This window comes from Actinokineospora spheciospongiae, assembly GCF_000564855.1.
GTDB classification, from domain to species: Bacteria; Actinomycetota; Actinomycetes; order Mycobacteriales; family Pseudonocardiaceae; genus Actinokineospora; species Actinokineospora spheciospongiae.
The window spans coordinates 1-25,127 of sequence record NZ_AYXG01000215.1 but is presented as its reverse complement, the minus strand read 5'-3'; the positions used below and the strand labels follow the sequence as shown (position 1 = coordinate 25,127).

22 protein-coding genes and 1 tRNA gene are annotated in these 25,127 nt (G+C 72.6%); 3 read left to right on the top strand and 20 right to left on the bottom strand.

The genetic code is table 11. The features are described from left to right. The first annotated feature begins 21 nt into the window (after positions 1 to 21). A complete protein-coding gene (locus UO65_RS27235) occupies positions 22 to 405 on the top strand; it encodes a hypothetical protein (protein ID WP_152552310.1) in 384 nt (127 codons plus the stop codon). Here UO65_RS27235 and UO65_RS27230 read toward each other — a convergent pair. The 12 genes from UO65_RS27230 to UO65_RS27170 form a co-directional block, all read right to left on the bottom strand. Then, on the bottom strand, positions 402 to 1,418 hold the full coding sequence (locus tag UO65_RS27230) for a PDR/VanB family oxidoreductase (protein ID WP_084176308.1): 1,017 nt from the start codon (positions 1,416 to 1,418) through the stop codon (positions 402 to 404). The two genes, UO65_RS27235 and UO65_RS27230, sit on opposite strands and share 4 nt — an antisense overlap. Further along, on the bottom strand, positions 1,415 to 2,269 hold the full coding sequence (locus UO65_RS27225; RefSeq protein ID WP_035288009.1) for a metal-dependent hydrolase: 855 nt from the start codon (positions 2,267 to 2,269) through the stop codon (positions 1,415 to 1,417). The genes UO65_RS27230 and UO65_RS27225 overlap by 4 nt, the downstream gene beginning before the upstream one ends. 47 nt (positions 2,270 to 2,316) lie before the next feature. Further along, entirely contained in the window at positions 2,317 to 4,089 is a 1,773-nt protein-coding gene (locus UO65_RS27220) for an SDR family oxidoreductase (RefSeq protein ID WP_084176306.1), read from the bottom strand. Between the two features lie 95 nt (positions 4,090 to 4,184). After that, positions 4,185 to 4,934, bottom strand: a complete 750-nt coding sequence (locus tag UO65_RS27215) for a MerR family transcriptional regulator (protein ID WP_035288006.1) — start codon at positions 4,932 to 4,934, stop codon at positions 4,185 to 4,187. A gap of 296 nt (positions 4,935 to 5,230) precedes the next feature. After that, positions 5,231 to 5,307: transfer RNA gene (locus tag UO65_RS27210), tRNA-Leu, on the bottom strand. Between the two features lie 89 nt (positions 5,308 to 5,396). After that, complete coding sequence (locus tag UO65_RS27205) at positions 5,397 to 6,722, bottom strand: NAD(P)/FAD-dependent oxidoreductase (RefSeq protein ID WP_035288003.1); 1,326 nt, start codon at positions 6,720 to 6,722, stop codon at positions 5,397 to 5,399. 104 nt (positions 6,723 to 6,826) lie between these two features. Continuing rightward, complete coding sequence (locus UO65_RS33755; RefSeq protein WP_052021847.1) at positions 6,827 to 7,327, bottom strand: hypothetical protein; 501 nt, start codon at positions 7,325 to 7,327, stop codon at positions 6,827 to 6,829. Beyond that, positions 7,324 to 8,658: a DUF58 domain-containing protein gene (locus UO65_RS27195; RefSeq protein WP_035288000.1), complete on the bottom strand. Its 1,335-nt coding sequence runs from the start codon at positions 8,656 to 8,658 to the stop codon at positions 7,324 to 7,326. The genes UO65_RS33755 and UO65_RS27195 overlap by 4 nt, the downstream gene beginning before the upstream one ends. Then, positions 8,655 to 9,608 carry an AAA family ATPase gene (locus UO65_RS27190; protein ID WP_035287997.1) on the bottom strand — a complete coding sequence of 318 codons (954 nt, stop codon included), beginning with the start codon at positions 9,606 to 9,608 and terminating at the stop codon, positions 8,655 to 8,657. The genes UO65_RS27195 and UO65_RS27190 overlap by 4 nt, the downstream gene beginning before the upstream one ends. Continuing rightward, positions 9,605 to 10,069 (bottom strand): hypothetical protein, encoded by a 465-nt coding sequence (locus tag UO65_RS27185; RefSeq protein WP_035287995.1) that lies wholly within the window; start codon positions 10,067 to 10,069, stop codon positions 9,605 to 9,607. Before UO65_RS27185 ends, UO65_RS27190 begins: the two co-directional genes overlap by 4 nt. Then, positions 10,066 to 10,749: a DUF4129 domain-containing protein gene (locus UO65_RS33750; protein WP_152552309.1), complete on the bottom strand. Its 684-nt coding sequence runs from the start codon at positions 10,747 to 10,749 to the stop codon at positions 10,066 to 10,068. The genes UO65_RS27185 and UO65_RS33750 overlap by 4 nt, the downstream gene beginning before the upstream one ends. Before the next feature lie 413 nt (positions 10,750 to 11,162). Then, the gene (locus UO65_RS27170; RefSeq protein ID WP_035287990.1) at positions 11,163 to 12,635 is read right to left on the bottom strand and encodes a S10 family peptidase; all 1,473 of its coding nucleotides are present in this window, start codon (positions 12,633 to 12,635) and stop codon (positions 11,163 to 11,165) included. An 84-nt stretch (positions 12,636 to 12,719) separates the two neighbouring features. Between UO65_RS27170 and UO65_RS27165 the strand changes: the two genes are divergently transcribed. Then, positions 12,720 to 13,457: a uracil-DNA glycosylase gene (locus UO65_RS27165; RefSeq protein WP_052021845.1), complete on the top strand. Its 738-nt coding sequence runs from the start codon at positions 12,720 to 12,722 to the stop codon at positions 13,455 to 13,457. A gap of 121 nt (positions 13,458 to 13,578) precedes the next feature. Here the strand turns inward: UO65_RS27165 and UO65_RS27160 are convergent, their stop codons facing one another. From UO65_RS27160 to UO65_RS37630, 8 genes are all read right to left on the bottom strand, one after another. Continuing rightward, positions 13,579 to 15,252, bottom strand: coding sequence for a S8 family serine peptidase (locus UO65_RS27160; protein WP_052021852.1), 1,674 nt, complete (start codon positions 15,250 to 15,252; stop codon positions 13,579 to 13,581). A gap of 88 nt (positions 15,253 to 15,340) precedes the next feature. Then, entirely contained in the window at positions 15,341 to 16,360 is a 1,020-nt protein-coding gene (locus UO65_RS27155) for an ABC transporter ATP-binding protein (RefSeq protein WP_035287986.1), read from the bottom strand. Further along, entirely contained in the window at positions 16,353 to 17,375 is a 1,023-nt protein-coding gene (locus tag UO65_RS27150) for an ABC transporter ATP-binding protein (RefSeq protein WP_200873484.1), read from the bottom strand. The genes UO65_RS27155 and UO65_RS27150 overlap by 8 nt, the downstream gene beginning before the upstream one ends. Before the next feature lie 3 nt (positions 17,376 to 17,378). After that, a complete protein-coding gene (locus UO65_RS27145; protein ID WP_035287984.1) occupies positions 17,379 to 18,356 on the bottom strand; it encodes an ABC transporter permease in 978 nt (325 codons plus the stop codon). Further along, entirely contained in the window at positions 18,349 to 19,278 is a 930-nt protein-coding gene (locus tag UO65_RS27140) for an ABC transporter permease (protein WP_035287982.1), read from the bottom strand. The genes UO65_RS27145 and UO65_RS27140 overlap by 8 nt, the downstream gene beginning before the upstream one ends. Before the next feature lie 65 nt (positions 19,279 to 19,343). Next, complete coding sequence (locus UO65_RS27135) at positions 19,344 to 20,993, bottom strand: peptide ABC transporter substrate-binding protein (protein ID WP_035287979.1); 1,650 nt, start codon at positions 20,991 to 20,993, stop codon at positions 19,344 to 19,346. A 228-nt stretch (positions 20,994 to 21,221) separates the two neighbouring features. Next, positions 21,222 to 22,169, bottom strand: a complete 948-nt coding sequence (locus UO65_RS27130) for a Ppx/GppA phosphatase family protein (RefSeq protein WP_035287977.1) — start codon at positions 22,167 to 22,169, stop codon at positions 21,222 to 21,224. 49 nt (positions 22,170 to 22,218) lie between these two features. Then, positions 22,219 to 23,463, bottom strand: coding sequence for a DUF6801 domain-containing protein (locus tag UO65_RS37630; protein WP_035287974.1), 1,245 nt, complete (start codon positions 23,461 to 23,463; stop codon positions 22,219 to 22,221). Between the two features lie 730 nt (positions 23,464 to 24,193). Between UO65_RS37630 and UO65_RS33740 the strand changes: the two genes are divergently transcribed. After that, the coding region (locus UO65_RS33740; protein ID WP_233427866.1) for a lytic transglycosylase domain-containing protein at positions 24,194 to 25,127 on the top strand (934 nt) is incomplete at its 3' end.

Sequence of the window (25,127 nt, the reverse complement as noted above, 5' to 3'; positions counted from 1 at the left end):
GCGGCTCCGTACCATGCGGGGGTGCGCATGGTGCTGTCGTGGCTTCTGGGGATCGGTGGGCTCGTGGCGGTCGGGTTCGGGGTGACGCGGCCGTGGTTCGAGGGCCGCCGGGGCACCGAGTTGCCGGTCGCGGACCTGTTCGGCGGGGTCACGCGGGACACCGCGTCGCTGCTGACCTCGCTGGCCGCGCCGATCGCCGTGGCGGGGCTGGTGTCGCTGTACGGGTTGCTGCTGTCCCGGGGGCTGGCGCGGGTCGGCGGGGTGCTGCTGGTGGCGGTCAGTCTGGGGTGGGTGGCGCAGGCGCGCGAGGTGGTGTCGCTGGGGTCGTTGGAATCCGGGGTGTGGAACACGGTGTGCGGCAGCCTGCTCGTGCTGGTCGGTGCCGCGACGGCGCGCAGGTCCTAGGAGTCCCGGGAGTCCCGCACGTCGAGGACCACTCGGCCCGGGCGGCGGTCGGTGCAGACGAGCATCGAGTCCGTTGTGGACACCAGGTTCAGCCTGCACGTGCCGCAGAACCCCTGTTGGCAGGAGTAAACCGTCTGCGGGCGGGCGCGGCGCAAGGCCGTCAGCGCCGACTCGTCGGCGGCGACGGGGACGACGGGGCCGCCTGGGCCCAGTTGCAGTTCGAACGGTTCGCCGTCGACCACCGGCGGCGGGGAGAAGCGCTCGCAGTGCAGGGCGCCGGACCAGTGGGCCTTGATCGCGTCGAGCATGGGCGGCGGGCCGCAGGCGTAGACAGCGGTCCCGGGCCGGGCTCGGGTCAGGAGTTCCGGCGCCGCGGGCACACCGGTCAGGACCGTGACCCGGTCGCCGTGGGGTTCGAGTTCGGCCAGGAACGGCATGGTGGCGCGGGAGCGGCCCGCGTAGACGAGGTGCCAGTCGGTGGCGGCGCGCAGCATCGGCAGGATCGGGGTGATGCCGATGCCGCCCGCGATGAACAGGTGGGGTCCGGGGCCGACCAGGGGAAACGCGGTGCGGGGGCCGCGCACGACCAGCGGGGTGCCGACGCGCACCGCCGAGTGGACCTCGCCGGAACCCTCCCCGACCAGGCGCACCGCGATCCGGTAGGAGGCGCGGTCGGCCGGGTCGCCGCACAGCGAGTACTGCCTGCGCAGGCCCGACGGGAGGCGGACGTCCAGGTGGCAGCCGGGCCGCCACGGCGGCAGCGGGTCCCCGGAGGGCGCGGTGAGGGTCAACGAGACCACCCCGTCGGCCTCGACGCGGCGATCCGAGACCACCACGGGCAGGTCGCGGTCGACCACGGGAACGGGGCGACCACGGCGCACGCTGCGCTTGCTCAACCACAGGTGCGCCGCGACGACCGGGCGCAGCAGCCGGTACATCCGATCCGGCCGCGCCCGGCCGTAGAGGTCCGGCGGCGCCACCGCGGGCGGGGGCGTCCGCGTCTCCGGCGTCACCGCGCTGCCGCCCTGGCCGCTGGGGAGGTGGCGAGGTAGGCGACCGCTTCGTCCGTCGTCCCGTCCTGGCTCGGGTGGTACGCGCGCGGCAGGTACTGCCAGGTGGCGCGCAGCAGGCCCGCCAGGTCCGGGAGGAGGCCGCGGCGGGCGGCCCGGTGGGCGTCGCGGAGGCGGGCGGGGCCGGGGCGCAGGGGGTCGTTGCGCATGAGCCAGCGGGTGCAGCGGGCGAACAGCCACAGCAGGACCGGGCCCGCCACCGCCATCGTCCGGACCCGGCGCGGCCAGCGGCCGTCGAGGTGCGCGTACAGGTCGAAGGCGACCGAGCGGTGTTCGACCTCCTCGGCCCCGTGCCAGCGCAGCAGGTCGACCATGGTGGGGTCGGCGCCCGCGCGCTCCAGCGGGGCCCGCAGGACCCAGCGGCCCAGGACGGCGGTGAAGTGCTCGATGGCGGCGATCATCGCCAGCCGCTCCAGGAGCCACTGGTGGGCCACCGGGGCGGGCAGGTCGCGGTCGCCGAGGAGGGTGCGGAAGAGCCAGGACACCTGGTCCACGAACGGCGCCGGGTCGAGGCCCTGGGCGGCGAGGTGGTCTGCGGCGCCCTGGTGGGCCTCGGCGTGCACGGCCTCCTGGCCGATGAAGCCGATGACCTCCTCGCGGAGCTTGTCGTCGCGGATGTGCGGCAGGGCCTGGCCGAAGACGTGCACGAACCAGCGCTCGCCCTCGGGCAGGACCAGGTGCAGGGTGTTCATCACGTGCGTGGCCAGCGGTTCGCCGGGCACCCAGTGCGCGGGGACGGCCGACCAGTCGAAGGTCACCGCGCGCGGGGCGAGCACGAGGGCGGGTTCGGGCACGGGAGCCTCCTCCAGCCGGTCACGAGCCGATCGAGTGGGACCCGCCGTCACCGGATCACGTCCAGCCTGCCCAGGCGGCGCATCAGCCCGGGGGCGAACCGGGACAGCACGCGGCCGACCTTGGCCTCGGGGGTCACCGGCACCACCGCGCTGTCGCGCTCGACCGCGCGGACGATGTCCTCGGCGACCCGTTCCGGGCCGAACCCGCGGCGGGCGTAGGCCTTGCCCGCCTTGCGCCGCAGGCGCTGCTGCTCGACGTCGTCCACCCCGGCGAAGCGGGTGGTGTTGGTGATGTCGGTGGCGACGATGCCCGGGCAGATGGCGCTGACCCCGATGCCGTGCGCGGCGAACTCGGCGCGCAGCGACTCCGACAGCGCGAGCACGGCCGCCTTGGTCGCCGAGTAGGCGGGCAGGGCGCGGCTGATCGTGTACGCCGCGGCGGAGGACAGGTTGACCACGTGCCCGCCCTCGCCCCGCTCGACCATCATGGCGCCGAACGAGCGGCAGCCGTGCACCACGCCGAGCAGGTTCACGTCCACGACCCGCTGCCAGTCCTCCTCGGTGGTGTCGAGGAACGCCCCGGCCACCCCGATCCCGGCGTTGTTGACCACCACGTCCGGCACGCCGTGCTCGTCGGCGACGTCCTCGGCGAAGGCCTGCACCGCCGCGGCGTCGGCGACGTCGACCCGGTAGGGGTAGGCGGCGGGGCCGATGTCGGCGGCGGCGCGGCGGGCCGCCTCCCCATCGATGTCGGCGACGACGACCTCGGCGCCGCGGGCGGCGAACGCCTCGGCGGTGGCCCGGCCGATCCCGCGCGCGGCCCCGGTGACGACGACCAGGCGGTTCTCGAAGCCCCGCTCCGGTGCGCCCGCCCTGGCCCGTTGCAGGCCGCGGGTCATCGGCGCCCCGCCGACGTGGTCGACGAACTCCTCCACCATCCGCGCGACCGCGCCCGGGTGCGACGTCGGGGCCCAGTGCGAGGCCCGCAGCGTGCGCCGCCACAGGCGGTCGACCCAGCGCTCCAGGTCCTCCGCGAGACCGGCGGTGACGAACCGGTCGCGGGTCGGGATGACGACCTGCACCGGCACCCGGGTCCGGCGCGTGCGCGGGGAGCCCAGGCGGGGGAACACGTTGGCCCGGTAGAGCTGCACGCCGTGCGCGGCGTCCGCGCCGATGGTCGGCGCCGGGTGCCCCGGCACCCTCGGCACGCCCTCGACGCGGTGCAGCACCGCACCCCAGCGCGGCCCGAGGAACGAGCGCCACAGCAGGGCGGGCAGCACCGGGATGTGGAAGAAGTAGATGTACCAGGAGTGCGCGAGCTGCCCGAGCGCCTGGCGCAGGTTCGCCGGGGTGGGGGCGGCGAGGCGGCGGCGCATCCAGTGCCCGACGTGGTCCAGGCACGGCCCGGAGATCGAGGTGAACGAGGCGATCCTGGCGTCGGCGCGCGGGTCGGTGACCGCCTCCCAGGACTGGATGGAGCCCCAGTCGTGCGCCACGACGTGCACCGGCCGGTTCGGGCTGACCGCGTCGGCGACGGCGAACAGGTCCTCGCCCAGTTCCGGCAGCCGGTAGGCGGCGCGGCGCCGGGGTGCGGTGGACGCCCCCGCGCCGCGGGTGTCGTAGCGGACGACGTGGTGGTTCTCGGCGAGCCGTTCGGCGACGCCGTCCCACATGGCGTGCGTGTCGGGGTAGCCGTGCACCAGCAGCACCGTCGGCGAACCGGGGTCGCCCTGCTCGAACACCGCGAGGTCGACCCCGCCCTGGTGCACGGTCCGCCGCCGCACTCCGGTGATCGACGACCGAATCGGCTCAGTACCCACGGCGACCCCCGGGCGTCGGCAATGTGAACGGCGTTACAGGACGGGCCGAACGTTACAATGCCCATTGTCACGGTGCAAGGGTCGATCCGGTCCGATCAGCCCTGCTCAGCCGCCGCGCGCTCGGCCATGGCGACCAGCCGGTCGCCGATGATCTCCGGGATGACCCGCCGCGCGGACCGGTCGACCGCGGCCGACAGGGCCGACATGACCAGCGGGTGCAGCCGGGAGATCACGTCCGCGTAGTGCGGCAGCTCCTCGCCGCTGGGCAGCCAGTCCGGGCCCTTCGGGTCCAGCACGTAGCGGCGCACCAGGCCGATCAGCAGCCCGGTGATCCGGTCGGTCTCGGTCTGCAGCTCGGCCGCCAGCGCCAGCGCCTCGGCCAGCGGGACGTCCAGCCTGACCAGCTCGTGCCCGGCTTCGAGCAGCCCGGGGCTGGGGGCGACGAACTGCGCGCCCCGGCGCTCCAGCACACCCAGCTCCAGCGCCCTGCGGAGGTTGGCCGGGGTGAGCTGGGTGCCGAACATGCGCACCAGGTCCGCCATCGGGACCACGGCGGGCCGCTCGTGCGACCAGGCCGCGCCGGTCGCCTCCTCCAGCCCGAGCACGTCGGCCAGGCTGTGCCCGGCGGTCCAGGCGTCGATCATCTCCTTGATCTGGGCGAACGCGTAGCCGCGGTCGAGCATGTTGCGGATCAGCCGCAGCCGGGCCAGGTGCCCGTCGCCGTAGATGGCGGTGCGGCCGCGGCGGGCCGGGGGCGCCAGCAGGTCGCGGTCCTGGTAGACGCGGATGTTGCGCACCGAGGTGCCCGCCGCCCTGGCGAGGTCGTCGATCCGGTACTCAGCCACCGGGTGAGCCTAGTTCGCGCCGGGGACCACCGGGAGTTCGGCGCGACCGGACCCCGGGCGGGTCGGCGGGCGCGGATCTCCGACTCCGGCGGGCGCGGCACGACTCCGCCTTATCGCGGAACGCGCCGCGAAAACAGCGGATGACCGGATTAGGCCATAATTTCACAGGCAAGAACCAATTGCGGTGATTTGACCACCAAGGGCGGCCACCGGGTCATGTGGACGTCCTCAGCAGACCGCACCACCGTGGGAAACCATGCGCGCACACTGACTCTGCGTGAGTGATCGGCTCCATGTGGTGCCCCCGACCGGATTCGAACCGGCACTCGACCCCTTTTAAGGGGGCTGCCTCTGCCTGTTGGGCTACGGGGGCGAACGCAGCCTAAGGCGCGGAAACAAATCGCGGGAACAGTTTCGGAGAGTTCCGCCCGGGTGGCCCAAGTCCTTGGGCCGTTTGCCGAATCAGCCCTTGGAGACTCGGGCGAACTCCGCCTTCGGGTCGTTGATCTGCCCCATCGAGATGACCTCGCGCCGGAACAACCCACCGGTTAACCAGTCGAGGGTGATCCGGACCTTGCGGTTGAAGGTCGGCATCGCCTTGACGTGGTAGGCGCGGTGCATGGCCCAGGCGACGAAGCCCTTGGCCTTGAAGTTCATGACGTCGCCGACGCCCTTGTGCAGGCCGAGGCTGGCCACCGAGCCGATGTTCTTGTGGTAGTAGTCCTTGGGCTTGCCGCCGCGCAGCGAGGCCACGATGTTCTTGGCCAGCAGCCGCGCCTGGCGCACCGCGTTCTGCGCGTTGGGGGCGCAGATGGCGGTCGGGTCCTCGCCGGTGCGGGCCAGGTCGGGCACCGCGGCGCAGTCGCCAGCGGTCCACACGTCCGGCAGGCCCTCGACCTGCATGGCCGCGGTGGCGCGCAGGCGGCCCTGCTTGGTCAGCGGCAGGTCCGAGTTGCCCAGGACCGGGCTGGACTTGACGCCCGCGGTCCAGACGATGGTGTCGCTGTCGAACTCGGTGCCGTCGGAGAGCTGCACGTGCCCGCCCTCGAACGACTTGGCCAGCGTCGACAGGTAGACCTCGATGCCGCGCTTCTCGAGCTGCATCACGGTGTAGACGCCCAGGCTCTCGCGCACCTCGGGCAGCACCCGCCCGGCGGCCTCGACCAGGACGAACCGCAGGTCCTCCGGCTCGACGTTCTTGTAGTACTGGGTGGCGAAGCGGGCCATGTCCTCCAGCTCGCCGAGCGCCTCGATGCCCGCGAAGCCGCCGCCGACGAAGGTGAAGGTGAGCAACCGCTTGCGCAGCTCGGGGTCGAGCGTGGAGTCGGCCTCGTCGAGCTTGGTCATCACGTGGTTGCGCAGGTAGATGGCCTCGCCGATGGTCTTGAAGGCGATGCCCTGCTCGACCAGGCCGGGGATCGGCAGCAGCCGGGCCACCGAGCCCAGCGCCACGACCAGCACGTCGTAGCCCAGCTCCTCGGTGTGCCCGTCCGGCGCCTCGACCGTGACGACCTTGCGGGCGTGCTCGATCGCGGTGGTGCGGGCGGTGATGACGTGGCAGCGCTTGAGCGCGCGGCGCAGCGGCACGACCACGTGCCGGGGCTCGATCGCGCCCGCCGCGGCCTCGGGGAGGAACGGCAGGTAGGTCATGTGCGGCTGCGGGTCGACGACCGTCACGGAGGCCTCGCCGGAGCGCAGCTTGCGCTGCAGCCCGAGGGCCGCGTAGAGGCCGACGTAACCGCCACCGAGGATCAGAATCCGGGTGGGCTCCGACTTACCGTTCGCCATGGGTCAATGGTCGCACCGGGGAGCGATCCCCGCGAGCCGCCCCCACCCGGGTGTGACCCCCGTCGCTGGTGGTGTTTCCGCAGGTGTGACCGGCATCGCCGGGGTCAGCGGGATCGATCAAGGACCAGCACCAGAACGGCCACTCCCGCGACGGACAGCAACGCCGCCACCTCGAGCACCGGCGGCGTCCGCCCGGCGGGCAGCAGCGCGAGCACCCCGACCGCGGCGAACACCCCGGCCTGCACGGCGGCGGCCCGGCGCAGCGGCGGCCCGAGCGCGGCCGGGTGCAGCCGCGCGCCCCGGGGCAGCAGCGCGCCCAGCGCCGCCCCGAGGTGCACCGCGTGCCCGAGCGGCACCAGCACCAGGACGGCGGGCCGCAGCGGGTCGTCGCCGAGCGCGGTGGTGACCGCGGCGGCCACCAGGAGCAGCAGCAGCGGCGCGGGCGAGGCGGGCACGAGCGCCGCGGCGGCCGCCAGCGCACCGGCGACCACCAGCAGCCCCACCGCCGCCCCCTGCCACCACAGGTCGGCCACGACGCCCGCCCCCGCCAGCGCGACGGCCACCGGCAGCCACCGCGCGGAGATCCCCGCCCCGACGTCGGTCACCGGCGCCCCCGGCGGTGCCGCGCCAGCGCGGCGGCGACCCCCTCGGGCGGCACGACGGCGACGCCGTGCGCGCGCAGCGCGGCCAGCCGCACCCGGTGCTCGGCGAGCAGGACGCGGCGCACCGCACCGCCCCACGGCGTCTCCGGGTCCGCGACCAGCTCGGCGGGCAGCACGTCGACGGCCAGCAGCAGCCGGGTGTGACCGGCGGCGCGGATGGCGGCGTCGACGACCGCGTCGTCGAGGAAGGGGGAGAGCACGACCACGGCGGCGCCCGCGGGCACCTGCCCCGGCCGCAGCACCGGCCGGGGCGACCACCCGGCGGAGCGGGTGCAGGCGACGAGCTGGTGGCGCAGCCGCAGCAACTGGCGCCTGCCGACGCCGGGCGGCACGCCGAGCTGCGGCCTGCCCAGGTCGACCAGGCCGACCCGGTCGCCCTGGCGCAGGTGCGCGGCGGCCAGCGCGGCGATCGCCCGCACGGCGGTGTCCAGGCTGCCGCCGCGGCGCACCGGGCCGCCCGGCTCCGCCGTGGACCAGGAGCCCAGGTCGGGGCCGACGTCGGCGCGCGAGTCGAGGGCGAAGACCAGGTCGGCGTCGGCCTCGGCGTGCCGCTCGCGCACGTGCGGGCTGCCCAGCGCCTCGCCGGTCGCCGCGCCCGCGCGCAGCGACACCCGCCAGTCGATGCGCCGGACGCGGTCGCCGGGGCGGAACGGCCGGACCGCGCGCGGTTCGGCGCCGTCGCCGGGCCGGGGCGAGCGGTGCGCCCCGACCACCCCGGTCAGCCGCGCGGGCAGCGGCCCGGCTGGCGGCGGGGCGAGGGGCGGCAGCACGGTCCGCCTGCTCTCCACGCCCACGACCGGGCCGGAGACGAGCAGCCCGTCGCGGCCCCCGGCGAGGTGGTCGGGCCGCAGGTCGACCCCCTCCCCCCAGGTGTTCCAGCGCAGGTGGGTGCGCAGCTCGCGGTCGGCCCCGGGCAGCAGGTGCACCGGCCCGACACCGGGGCGGCCGGGCAGCGGCAGCCGGACGGCGGTGAACTCGACACCGCCGCCGTGGTCGACGGTGATCGCCACCCGCGCGCTGTCCCCCGCCTCCACCGACCGGGGCAGCTTCTGCGCGGTGACCCGCACCGGTCTGCCCGGCGGCACCGACAGCGCGAGCACGGTGGAGACCAGCAGCGGCAACCCGATCACCACCAGGTCGACCCGGTGCAGCGCCACCCCCGCGCCGACCAGCCCGAGCCCGCCGAACGCGCCGCGCAGCAGCGCGTCGGTGCCGCGCCACCCGGCCCGGCCCGCGGCCCGCCGCGCGGTGGCCCAGGCCAGGACCCGGTTCACCGGGAGCCCGCGGGTCCGGGGACGGTGCGCAGCAGTTCGGCGACGACCTCGGCAGCGGTGGTGCCGGAACTCCAGGTCTCGGCCCGCAGCGTCAACCGGTGCGCCAGCGCGGGCACGGCGCACTCCTTGACGTCCTCGGGCAGCACGTGGTCCCGCCCGTCGAGCAGCGCCAGGGCCCGCGCCACCAGCAGCAGCGCCTGCGAACCGCGCGGCGAGGCGCCGACCTCCACCGCCGGGTGCCCCCGGCTGGCGCGGGCCAGGTCCACGCAGTAGCGCAGCACGTCCTCGTCCACCGGCACGGTCTCCACCGCGGCCTGCACCCGAACCAGCCGCTCGGCGTCGACCACGGGTTCGACGGACGCGTCCTCGCTGCGGCGGGCCAGCCTGCGGCGCAGCACCTCCACCTCCTTCTCGGCGGGCGGGTAGCCGACGTCGAGGCGCAGCAGGAAGCGGTCGAGCTGCGCCTCGGGCAGCGGGTAGGTGCCCTCGTACTCGACCGGGTTGGAGGTGGCCAGCACGTGGAAGGGGCGCGGCAGCCCGAAGGTGCGGCCCTCCACGGTGACCTGCCGCTCCTGCATGGCCTCCAGCAGCGCGGACTGCGTCTTCGGCGGGGTGCGGTTGATCTCGTCGGCGAGCAGCAGGCCGGTGAAGACGGGGCCGGGCCGGAAGTCGAACCCGCGCCGCACCGGGTCGAAGACGAAGGACCCGGTGATGTCGGCGGGTTGCAGGTCGGGGGTGCACTGCAACCGGGCGAACCCCAGCCCGAGCGCCTGCGCGAGCCCCCGCGCCAGCAGCGTCTTGCCCAGCCCCGGCACGTCCTCCACCAGCACGTGCCCACCGGCCAGGACGGCCGCGAGGGCGAGCCGCACCGCCCGCTCCCGCCCCACGACCACCGCCCCCACGGCCCCGGTCACGGCGTCGGCGACCCGCTTGACCTCGTCCGCTGTCACAGTTCCTCCAGTCCGGCGAGCATCCGCTCCAGCCGCTCGGGGCCGGGCAGCACGGCGGCGGGGTCGGTGAGCAGGGCGTGCAGGTCCGCGCCCAGCAGGTCGACCGCCCTCGGGTCGTCCAAACCGGACACACCGTGCTCGGCGCGCAGGGTGGCCGCGGCCAGCCTGCGCAACCGGGGCCGGAGCCGGGCGCGGAAGCGCACCGGGTCGTCGGCCGCCTCGGCCAACCGGGTCGCCAGGTTCGCCGCCTGCGGCTCGCTCGCCGAGTCGGCCTGCTCCGGCAGGGGCGCCCACTGCGGCTCCAGCGCCCCGGAGAACCGGGCCCCCACCGCCGCCACCGCGGCGGCGGGCACCCCGAGGGTCACGGCCCAGAACACCGGCAGGTCCCCCGGCCACACGCCCAACCCCGCCACCGCCACCCCGGCGGCGACAGCGATGGCCACGGTCCGGACGGCGCTCACCGGGCGACCAGCGAACGCTCGATCCGCGCCAACGCCCGCTCGGCCCCATCGGCGTCCGCCTGCGACAACGGCCGGTGCGCGGCGAACCGCGCCCGGTGGTAGAGCCCGCGCAGGTCGGCGAGGGCGGCGGTGTCGACGTCGTGGTGGGCCGACACCTCGGCGGTGAACTCCGTCGGGGTGTGGTGCGCCGCCCGGGGCGTCCCCACCCCCTCGGCCGCGGCCTCCAACGCCACCCACGCGGCGATCACGGCGTCACCGGGTTCCCGGTCCGGGGCCCGCCTGCTCAGCTCCACCCGCGCCCGGCGCACCCGCGCCGCGAGCGCGGCGGCGGCCGGGTACCCGGAGGAGTCCTCGGCGTCGGCCGCCGCGAACCCGGGCCGCCCGGCGGGGGTTCTGCGCCGCCGAACCCCCGCGAGCATCGCCGGCAGCCCGGCGGTGCCGATCAGCAGGACGGCCAGGACCAGCAGGAGCAGCACGCCGGTGCTGATCCCGCTCAGCAGGCTGAGGAACGAATTCGGCTCCAACCGGAACTCCCCCGGCGGCGGCGCGCTCTCCGCGGCCTGCTCCGGCCGGTACACCACCCCGGGCCCGGCCGAGATCGGCGACTCACCGCGCGCCGCCACGACCGCGACCACCAGCAGCGCCCCCACCGCCACCAGCACCGCCGGACGTGACCTCATGACAGGCAGCATCCCCCACAACCGCGTGCACGCGGAAGTCGACCGAGAACGCGGAAAGCGCCCGCACGGACACCCTGACCTCGGAAACCTTCCCGACCGCCAACAACCGCAGCAACAGGAAGAGGAACCCCGACCCCCCGACGACACCGACCAGCGCGACGACAGCCAACACGGATTTCCCTCACACCGCCTGGAACACGAACCCTCCCCGGGCGTGGCGGTGACGCTTGCCCTCCACCTTACCCACGCCGACCAGGGGTCCGTACCGCCGAACGCTCGACGCCTTCACACCAGCGCGCGACCGAGACCGGTGTCGGCCCGCCCGAACGGGGCCACCACAGCACTCGGCAGAAGCCGGAAGTGATCGTGCGGTGCGCGAGGAACGGCGCGCACCGCACGATCGACCGGCTACCTCAACGATTCGAAGCCCTCGTGACGAATTCGGCGATGTCCTTCGACTGCTGTGCCCGGGACTCGTCGTGGACGTACATCATGTGGCCCGCCTCGTAGTGGCGGACCTCGATGTTGTCCCGCAGTTCGTCCGGGATGGACAGTGCGGCCAGGGTGTGCTCGGTGGCGTAGTACGGGGTCGCGCCGTCGTGGTAGCCGGAGGCCACGTGGACCTTGAGGGAGGGGTTGGCGCGCATCGCCGCCGCGAGCTTGTCGGCGACGGTGACGTGGGCGTTCTCGAACTCCTTGTACGACCACTGGCGGAAGACCTCGTTGCTGAGGACCTCGTACGGCAGGTCGTTGGGGTAGCCCAGCTCGACCTGGAGGTAGTGGTTGATCCCGGCCGTGTACGCGCCCTGGATGGCGGCGTGGGCGGGGTCGCCGCCCATGTGCTCGCGGCCGTAGTCGGCCTCCCAGCCGGTGAAGCGGCCGTCGAGGCGGCCGACGGTGAGCTTGCGGTGGCGGAGGAGTTCGGTGAAGAAGCGGATGTGCTCCACGCGGAGGTCGACCCGGTCGACGTAGTCCTCGGACAGGCCGGTCAGCCGGGCCAGGCGGGTCACCGCCTCGGCCCGCTCCTCGGCGGTCAGGCGGGCGCCGCGGGCGAGGGCCCACGGGTAGTCCCTCGAGGCGAAGTCCTCGGCCTCGGCGAGCACCTCGCTCAGCTCCCGGTCGCCGTGCAGGCCGTGGTAGTGGGCGATCGCGGCGTACGAGGGCAGGTAGAGCGGGTAGGCCAGGTCGTTGCCCTCGTTGAACAGCAGGGTGCCGAAGTCGAGCACCGCGGAGATCAGGACGAGGCCGTTGAGGTACATGCCGTGCCGGTTCTGCAGGTGCTCGGCGAGCCCGGCCGCCCGGGTGGTGCCGTAGGACTCGCCCGCGAGGAACTTCGGCGACAGCCAGCGGCCGTTGCGGGTCGTCCACAGCCGGATGACCTCGGCGACGGACTCCACGTCGGGCTTGAAGCCGTGGAAGTCGGCGGACTTCTCGCCCTTGGCCGCGCGGGACAGGCCGGTGCCGACCGGGTCGATGAACACCAGGTCGCTGTGCGCCAGCAGGGTCTCGGGGTTGTCGACCAGGCTGTACGGCGGGCCGACGGGGGCACCCGCGTCGCCGGAGACGACCCGGCGGGGGCCCAGGACCCCCAGGTGCAGCCAGACGCTGGCGGAGCCGGGGCCGCCGTTGAAGGCGAAGGTCACCGGGCGCTGGGCCGGGTCGGCGCCGTCGAGGGTGTAGGCGGTGAGGAACACCTCGGCCTTGGGCAGGTGCCCGTCGACCTTGCCGTCGGTGACCACCTCGCGGCGCAGCACGACCCGCCCGGTGGTGGCGGTGTAGTTGAGCTTGCGCCTGCGGATGGTCAGCGAGTGGCTGGTGGTGACCAGGTCGTCCGCCGGTTCCGGGCTGGTGCGGGCGGCGTCGTCGCCGGTGTCCTGTGATCCCATGGTCGTGACCCTACGTGCCCGCCGCGCGCGGGCGGCGGGCGTCCGCGCACCGCGAACACCGCCCGGCTGTGGTGGGATCGGTCCGTGCCCGACCTGCCCGACCTGCCCGACCTGCCCGACCCGTCCGACCTGCCCGACCTCGACCGCCGCGTGACGACCTGCCGCCGCTGCCCCCGGCTGGTGGCCTGGCGCGAGGAGGTGGCCGAGGTCAAGCGGGCCGCCTTCCGCGACCAGGACTACTGGGGCCGCCCGGTCCCCGGCTTCGGCCCGGCGGACGCCCGCATCGCCGTCGTCGGCCTCGCCCCCGCCGCCCACGGCGCCAACCGCACCGGCCGCATGTTCACCGGCGACCGCTCCGGTGACGTCCTCTACGCCGCCATGCACGCCGTCGGCCTGGCCACCCAGCCCACCGCCAACCACATCGGCGACGGCCTGGAACTGCTCGGCGTCCGCATCACCTCCCCGGTGAAGTGCGCGCCGCCCGCGAACAAGCCCACGCCGCGGGAGCGGGACAACTGCCGCCCGTGGCTGGTCGGGGAACTGGCCCTGCTGCGGCCGACGCTGCGGGCGGTGGTCGTGCTGGGCGCGTTCGGCTGGCAGGCGCTGCTGCCGGTCCTGAGCGCCTTCTGGACCGTCCCGACGCCGCGGCCGAAGTTCGGGCACGCCGCGCACGTGGTCCTGGAGCCGCACGACACGGAGGCACCGCTGCACCTGTTCGGCTGCTACCACGTGAGCCAGCAGAACACCTTCACCGGCAGGCTCACGCCGAGGATGGTGGAGGACGTGTTCACCTCGGCGAAAGCGGCGGCTGGCCTGTCCTGAGCGCAGGACCGGCCCGGCGACCTCCGCCGCCCGGGGAGCGCCGTGGCACCGCGCCGAGCACCGCGCCGCGTGGACGGGCCCCCTCCCGATCGCGGGAGGGGGCCCGTCCACGATCAGCCGATCACTTCAGGAACTTCTTGCCGCCGGTGACGGCGGCCCAGGCGTCCACGGAACCGTTGCCGTAGAAGCCGTTGTACTCCAGGCCGCCGACGCAGGTGGCGGTGAACTCGGCCGGGCGGCCTTCGTTGGTGTAGGTGACGGTGCGGGGGGTGGGGCAGGCGATGGGGGCGGCCGTGCCCTCGAGGACCTTGCGGACCTTGTCCGGGGACAGGGTGACGCCCTTGCCGCTGTAGTTGCCGTACTGGGCGACGATCAGCGCCGCGACGCCGGAGGCGTGCGGGGCGGCCATCGAGGTGCCCTGCAGGAACTGGTAGTAGCCGCAGGTGCCGTCGTCCCTGCAGGCCTTCTGGACGCCGAGGGCGGCGCCGTCGGGGGTGACGTTGCCCGCCTCGTCGATGGCGCCCTCGGTGAGGGCGACGTTGCGGGGGTACGCCGAGAGGATGAGGTTCTCGTTGGTGCGGTACCAGTCGGTGCCGAAGCCGTCGCGGAAGTAGCCGCCGGGGGCCGCGACCGAGATGTGCTCGCCGTAGTTGGAGAAGTCGGCCTTGGCCTGCGAGGGGCCGTAGGCGCCGACGCCGATGGCGTGCGGGCCCTCGATGGGGAGGGAGAAGCAGGTGGCGTTGTCGATGGTGCGGGGGTGGGCGGCACCGGCCGGGTAGTCGGGGCTGGAGGCGTCCGGGAGGGGGTTGCCCAGGTCCATGTGGCCGTTGCCCAGCGAGACGACCTGGGAGACGCCCTTGCGGTGCGCGTACTCCATGGCGCGGTTGATCGACTTGACGACCAGCCGCTGCTCGGCCTGCTGCTCGGGGGTGTCCGCCGGGTTGGCCGCGCAGTTGAACAGCCACGGGTCGACGTAGAAGGACATGTTGACCACGTCCAGGCCCGCGTCGCCCGAGTAGGTCATGGCGTCGACGACCGGCTGCAGGAAGAAGTAGCCGGAGTCCTGGCCGCCGCGGATGTTGACGATGGAGACGTTCGGGGCGACGCCGGAGATGCCGAAGCCGTCGGCCGCGGCGGCGATGGTGCCCGCCACGTGGGTGCCGTGGCCGCCGTTGTCGACGTCGGCCGGGTCGACGCAGCCGCGGTACTCGCACGGGCCGTCGACGGCGGCGCCGTTCTCGTCGAACGGGATGTCGCGGGTGAAGTTGCGCGACAGGGCCCGGTCGAAGTTGGGGGCGATGTCCGGGTGCGAACCGTCCACACCGGTGTCGAGGACGCCGACCTTGACCCGCTTGTCCCCGGCCTGCTTGGTGCGCGCCAGGTCGGAGCGGACCGCCGTCAGGCCCCAGAGCTGCCCGTCCAGGGGGTCCATCCCGGCGGTGGCGGCGTCGGCCTTGCCCTTCTTGGCGCCGTTGCGGTTGTCCTTCTCGACGGCCTCGGCCTTGGCCTTGGCCGACTTCTCCGACCTGGGGGCCTGCCCGATCGAGCGAATCCGGGCGGCGCCCTCGACGGCCCGGTTGCCCGCGAGCCGGGCGGTGAAGCCGTTCTCCGGCGCGCTGACGGTCAGCAGACCGGCCGCCGCGTTGCTGGTGACGACCGTGCCGCCCGCCGCGCGGACCGCCGCCTCCGCCGACGCGGTGGACGCGCCGTCGGCGGCGAGCACGTTGAACTCGACCACCTTGCCGGACAGCTCCGGTGCGGCGGTGGCCGCCACCGGTGCCGCGACCGACGCCATGGTCGCCAGCAGCGGTGCGGCGAGCACCGCTGCCAATAATCTGCCTCGCTTCACGCGATTCCTCCTCGTTGCCTGCAAACCCCTGGCATCAGGGGACGATGGATCGCTGTTCGGCGAAGTGGCAGGCGCTCGGGTGGTTCGCGGCCCGGATCTCGAGCGCGGGTTCCTCCTCGGCGCACACGTCCTGCGCTTTCCAGCAGCGGGTGCGGAACCGGCACCCGGACGGGGGGTCGACCGGGCTGGGGACGTCGCCCTCCAGCCGGATGACCTGGCGCCTGCCCCGCAGTTCGGGGTCGGGCACCGGGACGGCGGACAGCAGCGCCTGGGTGTAGGGGTGCGTCGGCCGCTCGTAGATCTCCTCCTCGGTGCCGATCTCGACGACCTTGCCCAGGTACATCACCGCGACCCGGTCGGACAGGTGGCGGACCACGGACAGGTCGTGGGCGATGAACACGTAGGACAGCCCGAACTCCGACTGCAGGTCGCCGAGCAGGTTCATCACCTGCGCCTGGATCGACACGTCCAGCGCGGACACCGGTTCGTCGCAGACGATCACCTTGGGCTTGAGCGCGAGCGCCCTGGCGATGCCGATGCGCTGGCGCTGCCCGCCGGAGAACTGGTGCGGGTAGCGGTTGAGGTGCTCGGGGTTGAGGCCGACCACGTCGAGCAGGTCGCGCACCCTGCCCGCCCGGGAACCCTTGGGCGCCACCTCGGGGTGGATCTCGAACGGTTCGCCGACGATGTCGCCGACGGTCATCCTGGGGTTGAGCGAGGTGTACGGGTCCTGGAGCACGATCTGGATGTCACGGCGCAGCTTGCGCAGCTCGGCGCCCTTCATGGCCAGCATGTCGCGGCCCTCGAAGGTGGCCGAGCCGGACGTCGGCGGCTCCAGCCGCATCAGCACCTGCGCCAGCGTCGACTTGCCGCAGCCGGATTCGCCGACCACGCCGAGGGTTTCGCCGCGCTTGAGGTCGAAGGAAACGCCGTCGACCGCGCGCACGTGCCCGATGACCCGCTTGAACAGCACGCCCACCCGGACCGGGAAGTGCTTCACCAGGTCGCGGACTTCGAGAATGTTGTCACCGCTGTTCTCGCCGGTCTCATGCATCAGCGATCAGCTCCTCGGCGAAGTGGCACGCGCTGAGCCTGCCCGGCTCGGGCCGGTGCTGCGGCGGCACCTCGGTGCGGCAGACGTCCTGCGCGCGGGCGCAGCGCGGGTGGAACGGGCAGCCGTCGGGGATGCGCAGCAGGCTCGGCGGCAACCCCTTGATGGTGTTCAGCTCGGTGCCCTTCTGGTCCAGCCGCGGCAGCGAGTCCAGCAGCGCGGCCGTGTACGGGTGCCCGGGCCTGCGGTAGACCGACCGCGCGTCGGCCTGCTCGACGATGCGGCCCGCGTACATCACCGCGATCCGGTCGGCGACCTCGGCGACCACACCGAGGTCGTGGGTGATGAGGATGAGCCCCATGTGCCGCTCGACCTGGATCTCCTTGAGCAGGTCCATGATCTGCGCCTGCACGGTGACGTCGAGGGCGGTGGTGGGCTCGTCGGCGATGAGCAGTTCCGGGTCCAGCGCCAGCGACATGGCGATCATGGCGCGCTGGCGCATCCCGCCGGAGAACTCGTGCGGGTACTGGCGCACCCGGCCGCGGGCGTTGGGGATCTTCACCAGTTCCAGCAGCTCCACCGCGCGCTTGCGGGCGTCCTTGCGGGACATGCCGCGGCGCACCCGGAGCTGCTCCTCGATCTGGAAGCCCACGGTGAACACCGGGTTCAGCGCGGACAGCGCGTCCTGGAAGATCATCGCGATGCCGGAGCCGCGGACCGCGCGGCGGCGCCGGTCGGGAGCGGTGAGCAGGTCCTCGCCGTGGAAGCGGACCGCGCCGCCGGTGATGACCCCCGGCGGCGTGTCGAGGATGCCCATGACGGTCTGCGCGGTGACGCTCTTGCCGGAGCCGGATTCGCCGAGCACGGCCAGGGTCTCCCCCGCCGCCACCCGGTAGCTGACGCCGTTGAGCACCCGCGCCACGCCGTCGCGGGTGTGGAACTCGACGAACAGGTCGTCGACCTCCAGCAGCGGGGCGCTCGGGATCGGCCCGGCCCCCGTCTCATCCACCGTGGACACCGGTCACCTCGTCTTCGGGTCGAGCGCCTCGCGCACGGCGTCGCCGAGCATCACGAAGGCGAGCACGGTCGCGGTCAGGAACGCCGCCGGGAACAGCAGGGTGTGCGGGGCGACCCGGATGATGTCGCGCGAGTCGGCGATCATCACGCCCCAGGACACCACCGGCGCGCGCAGGCCCAGCCCCAGGAACGACAGGGTGGCCTCGGCGCCGATGAACGCACCCAGCGCGATGGTGGCGTAGACCAGCACCGGCGCCACCGCGTTGGGCAGCATGTGCCGCAGGATGATCCGGCTGGAACTGGCCCCGAGCGCGCGGGCCGCCTTGACGTAGTCCTGCTGCTTGGCGGTGATCGCCGCCGAGCGCATGATCCGCATGCACACCGGCCAGGACAGCACCGCGATCGACATGACCACCAGGAACATGATCTGCGCGACGCTGGTGGTGCCGGTGCTGCCGAAGCTGGACAGGATGATGATGGCGCCGAGCACGAACGGCAGCCCGAAGAACACGTCGGCGACGCGCGACATCAGCCCGTCGAGCCAGCCGCCGTAGTAGCCTGCGAGCAGGCCGAGGGTGCCGCCGATGAGCACGGTCAGCGTGGTCGCGCAGATGCCCACGACGATCGAGGCGCGGGCGCCGTGGATGGTGCGGGCGTAGATGTCGTAGCCCTGGTTGTCGTAGCCGAACCAGGCCTGCGCGGACGGGCCCTGGCGGCTGCGGGCCAGGTCGGCGTAGCCGGGGTCGGTCTGGGTGAACAGGAACGGGAACAGCGCCATCAGCAGCACCAGCGCGATCAGCGACCCGGCGATCAGGAACAGCGGCCTGCGGCGCAGGTCGTCCCAGGCGTCGGAGGCGAGGCTGCGCGGCTTGTCCGGCTTGCCGGGGGCGCCCGCGGTCTCGGTGCCCGCGTGCTCGGCGGCGAGGACGTGGGTGTGCGCCTCGATCGACGACGCGGACGCCGCCGTGCTCGGGTCAGTCATAGCGAATCCTTGGGTCGAGTACGGCGTAGAGCAGGTCCACCAGCAGGTTGGACAGCAGGTAGACCAGCACCAGCAGGGTGACCACGCCGGTGACGATCAGCCCGTCCTTGCCGATGATCCCGTCGAAGACGAGGTTGCCGATGCCCTTGATGTCGAAGATGCCCTCGGTGACGATCGCGCCGCCCATCAGCGCGCCGAGGTCGGTGCCCAGGAACGTCACGACCGGGATGGCCGAGTTGCGCAGCAGGTGCACCCCGACGACCCGGCGCTGCGGCAGCCCCTTGGCCACGGCGGTGCGCACGAAGTCGGCGTGCTTGTTCTCCGCGATCGAGGTCCGGGTCAGCCGGGTCACGTACGCCATGGACAGGCTGCCCAGGACGAACCCGGGGGCGATGAGCTGCTCCCAGGGCGCGGGTGACTTCGCGACCGTCGTCTTGATCCAGCCGAGTTCGAAGCCGAAGAAGATCTGGAGCGCGAAACCGGTGACGAACACCGGCAGCGAGATGAGGAACAGGGTGGACACCAGGGTCAGGTTGTCCAGGAAACCGCGCCCGCGCAGGCCGGTCAGCACCCCGGCGGCCAGGCCGATGACGGCTTCGATGAGCAGCGCCACCACGGCCAGCCGGATGGTGTTCGGGTAGGCGTTGGAGATCAGCTCCCCGACCTCCAGGCCGCGGAAGGTCTCGCCGAAGTCGCCCTGGAGCAGGTTCCACAGGTAGCGCCCGTACTGCACGACCAGCGGTTCGTCGAGGTGGAAGCGCTCGCGCATCACCGCGATGTAGGCGTCCGGGCAGGGCCGGTCGCCGCACTTCCCGGCGAACGGGTCACCGGGCAGGCTCCAGACCAGCCAGTAGATCAGGAAGGTGGTCCCGATGAACACGGGGACCAGTTGCAGCAGGCGGCGCAGGACGTAGCGTCCCATCAGGCTCTCTCCCCACCGGGGTCCGGTCGGGGCACGGGATCACCGCGCCCCGACCGGGTCGGTACTCAGTTCTTGACCGTGACCGTCGAGAGGTCCAGCTCGCGCAGCGAGCTCAGCCGGGCGTTGCCCAACCGGTCGGACCAGCCGTACTGCGCGGTCTGGTTCCACAGCGGGATGACCGGCATGTCCTCGGCGAGGACCCGCTCACCCTCCTGGTAGAGCTTGTTGGCCTCCTCGACCGTCGGCGCGGAGTCGGCCTTGGCCAGCAGCTCGTCGAGCTTGGGGTTGGAGTACTCGCCGTCGTTGGACGAGGCGTCGGTGCGGTAGAGCTGGTTCAGGAAGTTCTCGATCGACGGGTAGTCGGCGATCCACCCCGCGCGGTAGGGACCCTTGAGCTGCCGGGCGTTGGCCGCCTGGCGGGTCTCGGCGAAGGTCGGGATGGGCGCGTAGGTGCACTCCAGGCCGATCGCGTTCTTGATGCTGTTGCAGGTGGCGGTCATCCAGTCCTTGTGGCCGCCGTCGGCGTTGGTGACCAGCGTGATCGGGCCGGTGTAGCCGGACTTGGCCAGGTACTCCTTGGCCTTGTCCGGGTTGAACGTGCACAGCTCGCCGCACTGGTCCTTGGCGTAGCCGGGCACCGCCGGGTTGACCCAGCCGTCGGCCGCGATGCGAGTGCCGTCGTAGATCTTGTCGATGATCTCCTGGCGGTTGATCGCCATCGAGATGGCCTTGCGCAGGTCGACGTTCTGGTAGATCGGGTCGTAGAACGGGAACGCCAGGGTCTGGTTGCCCATGTAGGGCACCGAGCCGTTGCGGCCCTCCAGGTCCTGCTTGTACTTGCCGCCGACGATGCCGGTGGGCGGGATGGTGTCGAGGAAGTCCAGGTCACCGGAGACCACGGCGGCGTAGGCGGCCTCGTTGGTCTCGTAGATCTTCCAGGTGAGATCCTTGAACTTCGGCCTGTCGTCGCCCTTGTACTCGTCGTACCTGGTCATCACGATGTTCGCGTTGGCCTGGCGGGAGACGAACTTGAACGGGCCGTTGCCGATCGGCTTGGCCTCGAACGCCTTGGGGTCGGCGAAGAACGCGTCCGGCAGCGGGTAGAACGGGTTGTAGCCGAACTTGAGCGGGAACACCGAGAACGGCGCGGACAGCGTCACCTCGAAGGTGGTGTCGTCGACGACCTTGAGGCCGGACATCTCCTTGGCGGTCGGTTCCGGCGCCTTCTGCGGGCCTGCGGTGCCGTCCGGGTCGCTGGTGTGCACGTCCTGGTAACCGGCGACCTGCTCGAAGAAGCTGGCGCCCTGGAAGCCGTTGGTGCTGTGGGCGGTGTAGTTCCAGGCATCGACGAAGTTCTTGGCCTTGACCGGGGTGCCGTCGTGGAAGGTCCACCCCGGCTTGATCTTGATGGTGAAGACCTTGGAGTCGGTGGTGGCGATGTCCTCGGCCATGGCGTTCTTCGACTCGCCGGTCACCGGGTCGTAGCTGGTCAATCCGGTGAACATGGCGCGGATCGCCTTGCTGCCACCGCTTTCGGTGGTGTTGCCGGGAACCAGCGGGTTCTCCGGTTCGGTGGTGAACGCCGAGAGCGCGCCGTCGGCGTTGCCCGCGCCGCTGTCGTCCGCGCCGTCCTCGGCACCGCCCCCGCAGCCCGCGATCGTGAGCGCGACTGCCAGCGACATCGTCGATGCCGCGATCCAGCGTGGTCTGCGCATGGGTCTCCTCCCGAACCGGACCGGAACGGGCGTCCGCCCGTCCCAAAGTGAGTGGAAGTTAACCGCTGGTGCGAATCGGGCGAACACAACGGACGTCACAAACAAGTCACAATCGCACGTTACTCAGCCATTCGGACGAAATTCGCTTGCGCCGACACCACTATCGCAGTGGCGTTATACAGCCCATAATCCCAAGGATATGGGGCCGATCGCGATCACTCCGCGTCGCTATTGCGCGGTGATCGACAACGCGATTCCGTCGAGGATGTCGTGCTCGCTGACGACCAGCCGCGCCACCGCCGACCCGGCGAAGATCCGCTCGGCCAGCGCGTCGACCACGACGCAGCCGCCGCCGATGACGTCGACCCGGCCCGGGTGCATCACCCCGACGGCCGCCCGGGTGTCGCGGTCGGCGCCGAGGAGGAACGCGGTGGTCTCGGCCAGTTCCTCGGGCGTCAGCTCGGCGAGGTGGATGGCGTCGGGGTCGTAGGCGGGCAGCCGCCGGGCGGTGCCCGCGATGGTGGTGACCGTGCCCGCCACCCCAACCCACGTGCGGGCCTCGGCCACCGGGACCGCGGCGAAGGCGTCGGCGAGCGCGGCGCGGGCGATGTCGCGGGCCGCGGCCACGTCCTCGGGGGTGGGCGGGTCGTGCGGCAGGGCGCGCTCGGTCAGCCGGACGCAGCCGATGTCGGTCGACCTCGCGGCGCTCACCCTGGCCCGGGTGCCGTCCCAGGTGCCCAGGACCAGCTCGGTGGAGCCGCCGCCGACGTCGGCGACGAGGAACGGGCCGTCGTCGGGGTCGAGTTCGCCGACCGCGCCCACGAAGGACAGCTCGGCCTCCTCGTCCCCGGTGATGACCTCGGCCGGGAAACCGAGGACCTGCTCGGTCATGGCGAAGAACTCGTCTTTGTTCGCCGCGTCGCGGGTGGCGGAGGTGGCCACCATCCGCGCCCGCTCGACGCCCTTGCGGCGCAGCACCGCGACGTAGTCGACCAGGGCGGCGCGGGTGCGCTCCAGGGCCGCCGCGCTGATCCGGCCGGTGGCGTCGACGCCCTCGCCGAGGCGCACCACCCGCATCTCGCGGTGCAGGTCGCGGGTGATCCGGCCGTCCTGGACCTCGGCCACGAGGAGGCGGATGGAGTTCGTTCCGCAGTCGATGGCGGCGACCCTGCTCATGGCGCTGAGCTTAGGCCGCCGCCACCGGTGCGGGGTGGTGCGGTGGGTGCTACTTGGCCGCGAGGGTCACGTCGATGGTGTTGTTCTGGCTGAACACGAACGGACCGATGTAGTCGTTCAGCGGGCCGCAGCCGTCGGCGCGGGTCAGGCTGTAGGTGCCCTTGAGCTTGCCGCCGCCGAGCGGGTCGAAGGTGCCCGAGGAGGCCAGCTTGATGTCGGCGGGCTTCTGCGTCCTGCAGGTGTCGCCGGAGTAGATCGGCAGCCCGAAGATGCTGACGCTGGTGAGCTTCACGTACAACTGCTGCTGGAAGGTCGCCGCACCGGCGGACATGGTGCCGCTGCCCTGCCCGACCATCTCGAAGTCGATCTCGGCGGTGGCGGGCAGCACGCCCACGATCTTGAAGTCGCCCTTGGTCTTGTTCAGCGCCAGCGCGGCGGTGAACGTGCCCTGGCCCAGGTTGGCCTTCGCGTCCACGGAACCGCTGAGCGGCACCGTGCCGCCGAGGCGGGGCAGGGTGGACGAGCCGGAGAGGCCGTAGTCGATGTCGACCCCCTCGCCGGGCGGCAGGGTGGGCGGCGTCGACGGGCTGGTGGTCGGCGTGGTGGTGGTGATCGGCGGCGGGGTGGTGGTCGTCGACGGCGGAGGGGTGCCGCCGATGGTGGTCGTCCACGTCGGGGTGGTGTTGGCGATGGTGAAGGTGTGCAGCAGGTTGTTCTGGCCCGGCACCTGGGTGCAGGCCGAGTCGAAGGTGCCCAGACCGGTCTCCGCGCCCGTGGCGGTCTTCGGGGTCAGGGTCAGCTTCAGGTCACCGACGGTGATCTTGGCCTCGCCCGGCTGCGTGAACGACAGCGACGGGGCGGAACCGGTGGCGTTCACGTCGAACGCGCCCGAGGCGGGGACGTTCGTCTTCGCCACGGTGATCGGCACGTTCACCGGCAGGGTGATGCCGGGGGCCGCGACGGTCGAGGCGGCGAGGGCGGTGCCCTCGACGGTGGTCGCGCCGACCAGGGTCAGGCCCTGGGTGGCGGTCTCCGGGACCGTGGTGACGGCGTTGATCTTGATCTCGCCGGTCGGCTCACCGATACCCACGGTGGCGGGCAGGTCCGTCGAGATGACGGCCTTGATCGCCTGGTTGCCGATCAGCGGGAACGGGCAGGTGTAGTTCAGGGTCAGCGAGACCGGCACCGCACCGCTGCTGCCGGTGCCGAGCACCAGCCCGGCCGCGACCAGTCCGGACGTGGTGGTGGCCGCGAGGGCGGCCACCAGCTTCCGGGAAACCTTGCGAGGACTCACGGTCTTCCTTCCTCGGTATCGACGACTGACACGAGACCGAATGCGCGCGAGGGTGGCTTTCGGAATGCGGGGGGCCGAAAGGGAATTGTCTTTCCCGGACCGCCGCGCACCGACCAGAGTAGAGCCGCCACAGAAGTGCACACAAGCTCGCGGGACAATTTGTCAGTCGACCATGAACACCTCGGTCGAACTTGTCTTCCAGCGAGAACCCGCAGCTCAGAAGGAGTATTGACACCTGGGTACGATGCGATACCCCACCTCATCGCACACCGGTGAAAACAGTTGAGCACATCTGTCACCGGATACGGGAAACCCACTGGGCGATTACCCGAACGCGCACCCCGGGGGCAAACCGCACCGGCGGGTTTGTCAGATCCGGGGAGTCCCGGCCGCCCCCGGGCGACCGGGTGGCGGTCCCGCGCGGCGGCGACGCCCGGTCGGTGCCCGCACGGGTCGCGCCGAGGGGCGCACGGCGGGTTCGGCGGCTGCCCTCACCCGAAAGTGACGCCACGGGGCGTAGAACAGGGGTGCCGCAAAATTTGTCCGTGTGCGTCAATGGTCCCGCCCGGATGGGGCAGGCCGGTGATGAGTTCCGGACTTTCTCGCGGTGATTGTGTTTCAACACCGTGACTCGGTGCGATGGATGAGGCAGTGTGGGTGGCCGGTCAGGTCAGCCGAACCGGGTGCGAACCCGGTTTCTTCGAGGAAGAACGAGGGACGGGGTCACGCTGTGAAGTCGGGCAAGTCGCGGGTCGGGAAGCACAGGCACAAGCGGCCCAGGGGGCGCGGGGTGATGGCGGCGGCGGGTGCGCTGCTGCTGGTGCCCGTGGCCGCCGCGGGTGAGCCGGTGAACTGGAGCGACCACCCCGAGGACATCGTCCCGGCCGCCCTGGCCACCGGTGGTGGGCTCATCGGCCTGAGCGCCGGTTCCGGCGCCGCGGACGGCTCCCCGGCGGAGGACAGCGCGCTCGACGCCCAGGTCCTCGCCCTGGCGGGCAACCCCGACCTGCTGGCGTACGGCGCGGGCCCGGAGATCGCCACCCCCACCGGGGCGCTCGGCATCCCCGGCAACATGCTCAAGGCATACCAGCAGGCCGCGGCCGCCATGCCCGCCGCCTGCAACATGGACTGGCCGCTGCTGGCCTCCATCGGCCGCATCGAGTCCAACCACGCCCGCGGCGGCCGCACCGACGCGGCGGGCAAGACCGCCACCCCCATCCTGGGCCCGGTCCTCAACGGCGGCGGCTTCGCCGCCATCGCCGACAGCGACGGCGGCAAGTGGGACGGCGACGCCCGCTGGGACCGCGCGGTCGGCCCCATGCAGTTCATCCCCTCCACCTGGCGCGGCTACGCCTCCGACGGCAACGGCGACGGCCAGACCGACCCCAACAACATCTACGACGCCGCCCTCGGGTCGGCCAAGTACCTGTGCTCGGGCGGGATGAACGTCGCCAACCCCCAGCAGCGCGCGACGGCGGTGTTCCGCTACAACCACTCCGACACCTACGTCCGCACGGTGCTGGTCTGGGCGGACGCCTACGCCAAGGGCGTCACCCCGGTCGCCACCACCCCGGTCACCGCGGTCGACCTGGCACTCCCGTCGGCCCCCGGCACGGTCGTCTTCCGGTCCGGGGGCAGGACGTTGAGCAGCGACGTCAACTCCA

What these genes read in the sequence shown, in the direction of transcription:
- UO65_RS33750 (WP_152552309.1), bottom strand. Translation starts at nt 10,749, where the DNA reads ATGAGGTCACGTCCGGCGGTGCTGGTGGCGGTGGGGGCGCTGCTGGTG.
- UO65_RS27155 (WP_035287986.1), bottom strand. Translation starts at nt 16,360, where the DNA reads ATGCATGAGACCGGCGAGAACAGCGGTGACAACATTCTCGAAGTCCGC.
- UO65_RS27140 (WP_035287982.1), bottom strand. Translation starts at nt 19,278, where the DNA reads ATGGGACGCTACGTCCTGCGCCGCCTGCTGCAACTGGTCCCCGTGTTC.
- UO65_RS27145 (WP_035287984.1), bottom strand. Translation starts at nt 18,356, where the DNA reads ATGACTGACCCGAGCACGGCGGCGTCCGCGTCGTCGATCGAGGCGCAC.
- UO65_RS27135 (WP_035287979.1), bottom strand. Translation starts at nt 20,993, where the DNA reads ATGCGCAGACCACGCTGGATCGCGGCATCGACGATGTCGCTGGCAGTC.
- UO65_RS27160 (WP_052021852.1), bottom strand. Translation starts at nt 15,252, where the DNA reads ATGGCGTCGGTCGCGGCACCGGTGGCGGCCACCGCCGCACCGGAGCTG.
- UO65_RS27130 (WP_035287977.1), bottom strand. Translation starts at nt 22,169, where the DNA reads ATGAGCAGGGTCGCCGCCATCGACTGCGGAACGAACTCCATCCGCCTC.
- UO65_RS27205 (WP_035288003.1), bottom strand. Translation starts at nt 6,722, where the DNA reads ATGGCGAACGGTAAGTCGGAGCCCACCCGGATTCTGATCCTCGGTGGC.
- UO65_RS27170 (WP_035287990.1), bottom strand. Translation starts at nt 12,635, where the DNA reads ATGGGATCACAGGACACCGGCGACGACGCCGCCCGCACCAGCCCGGAA.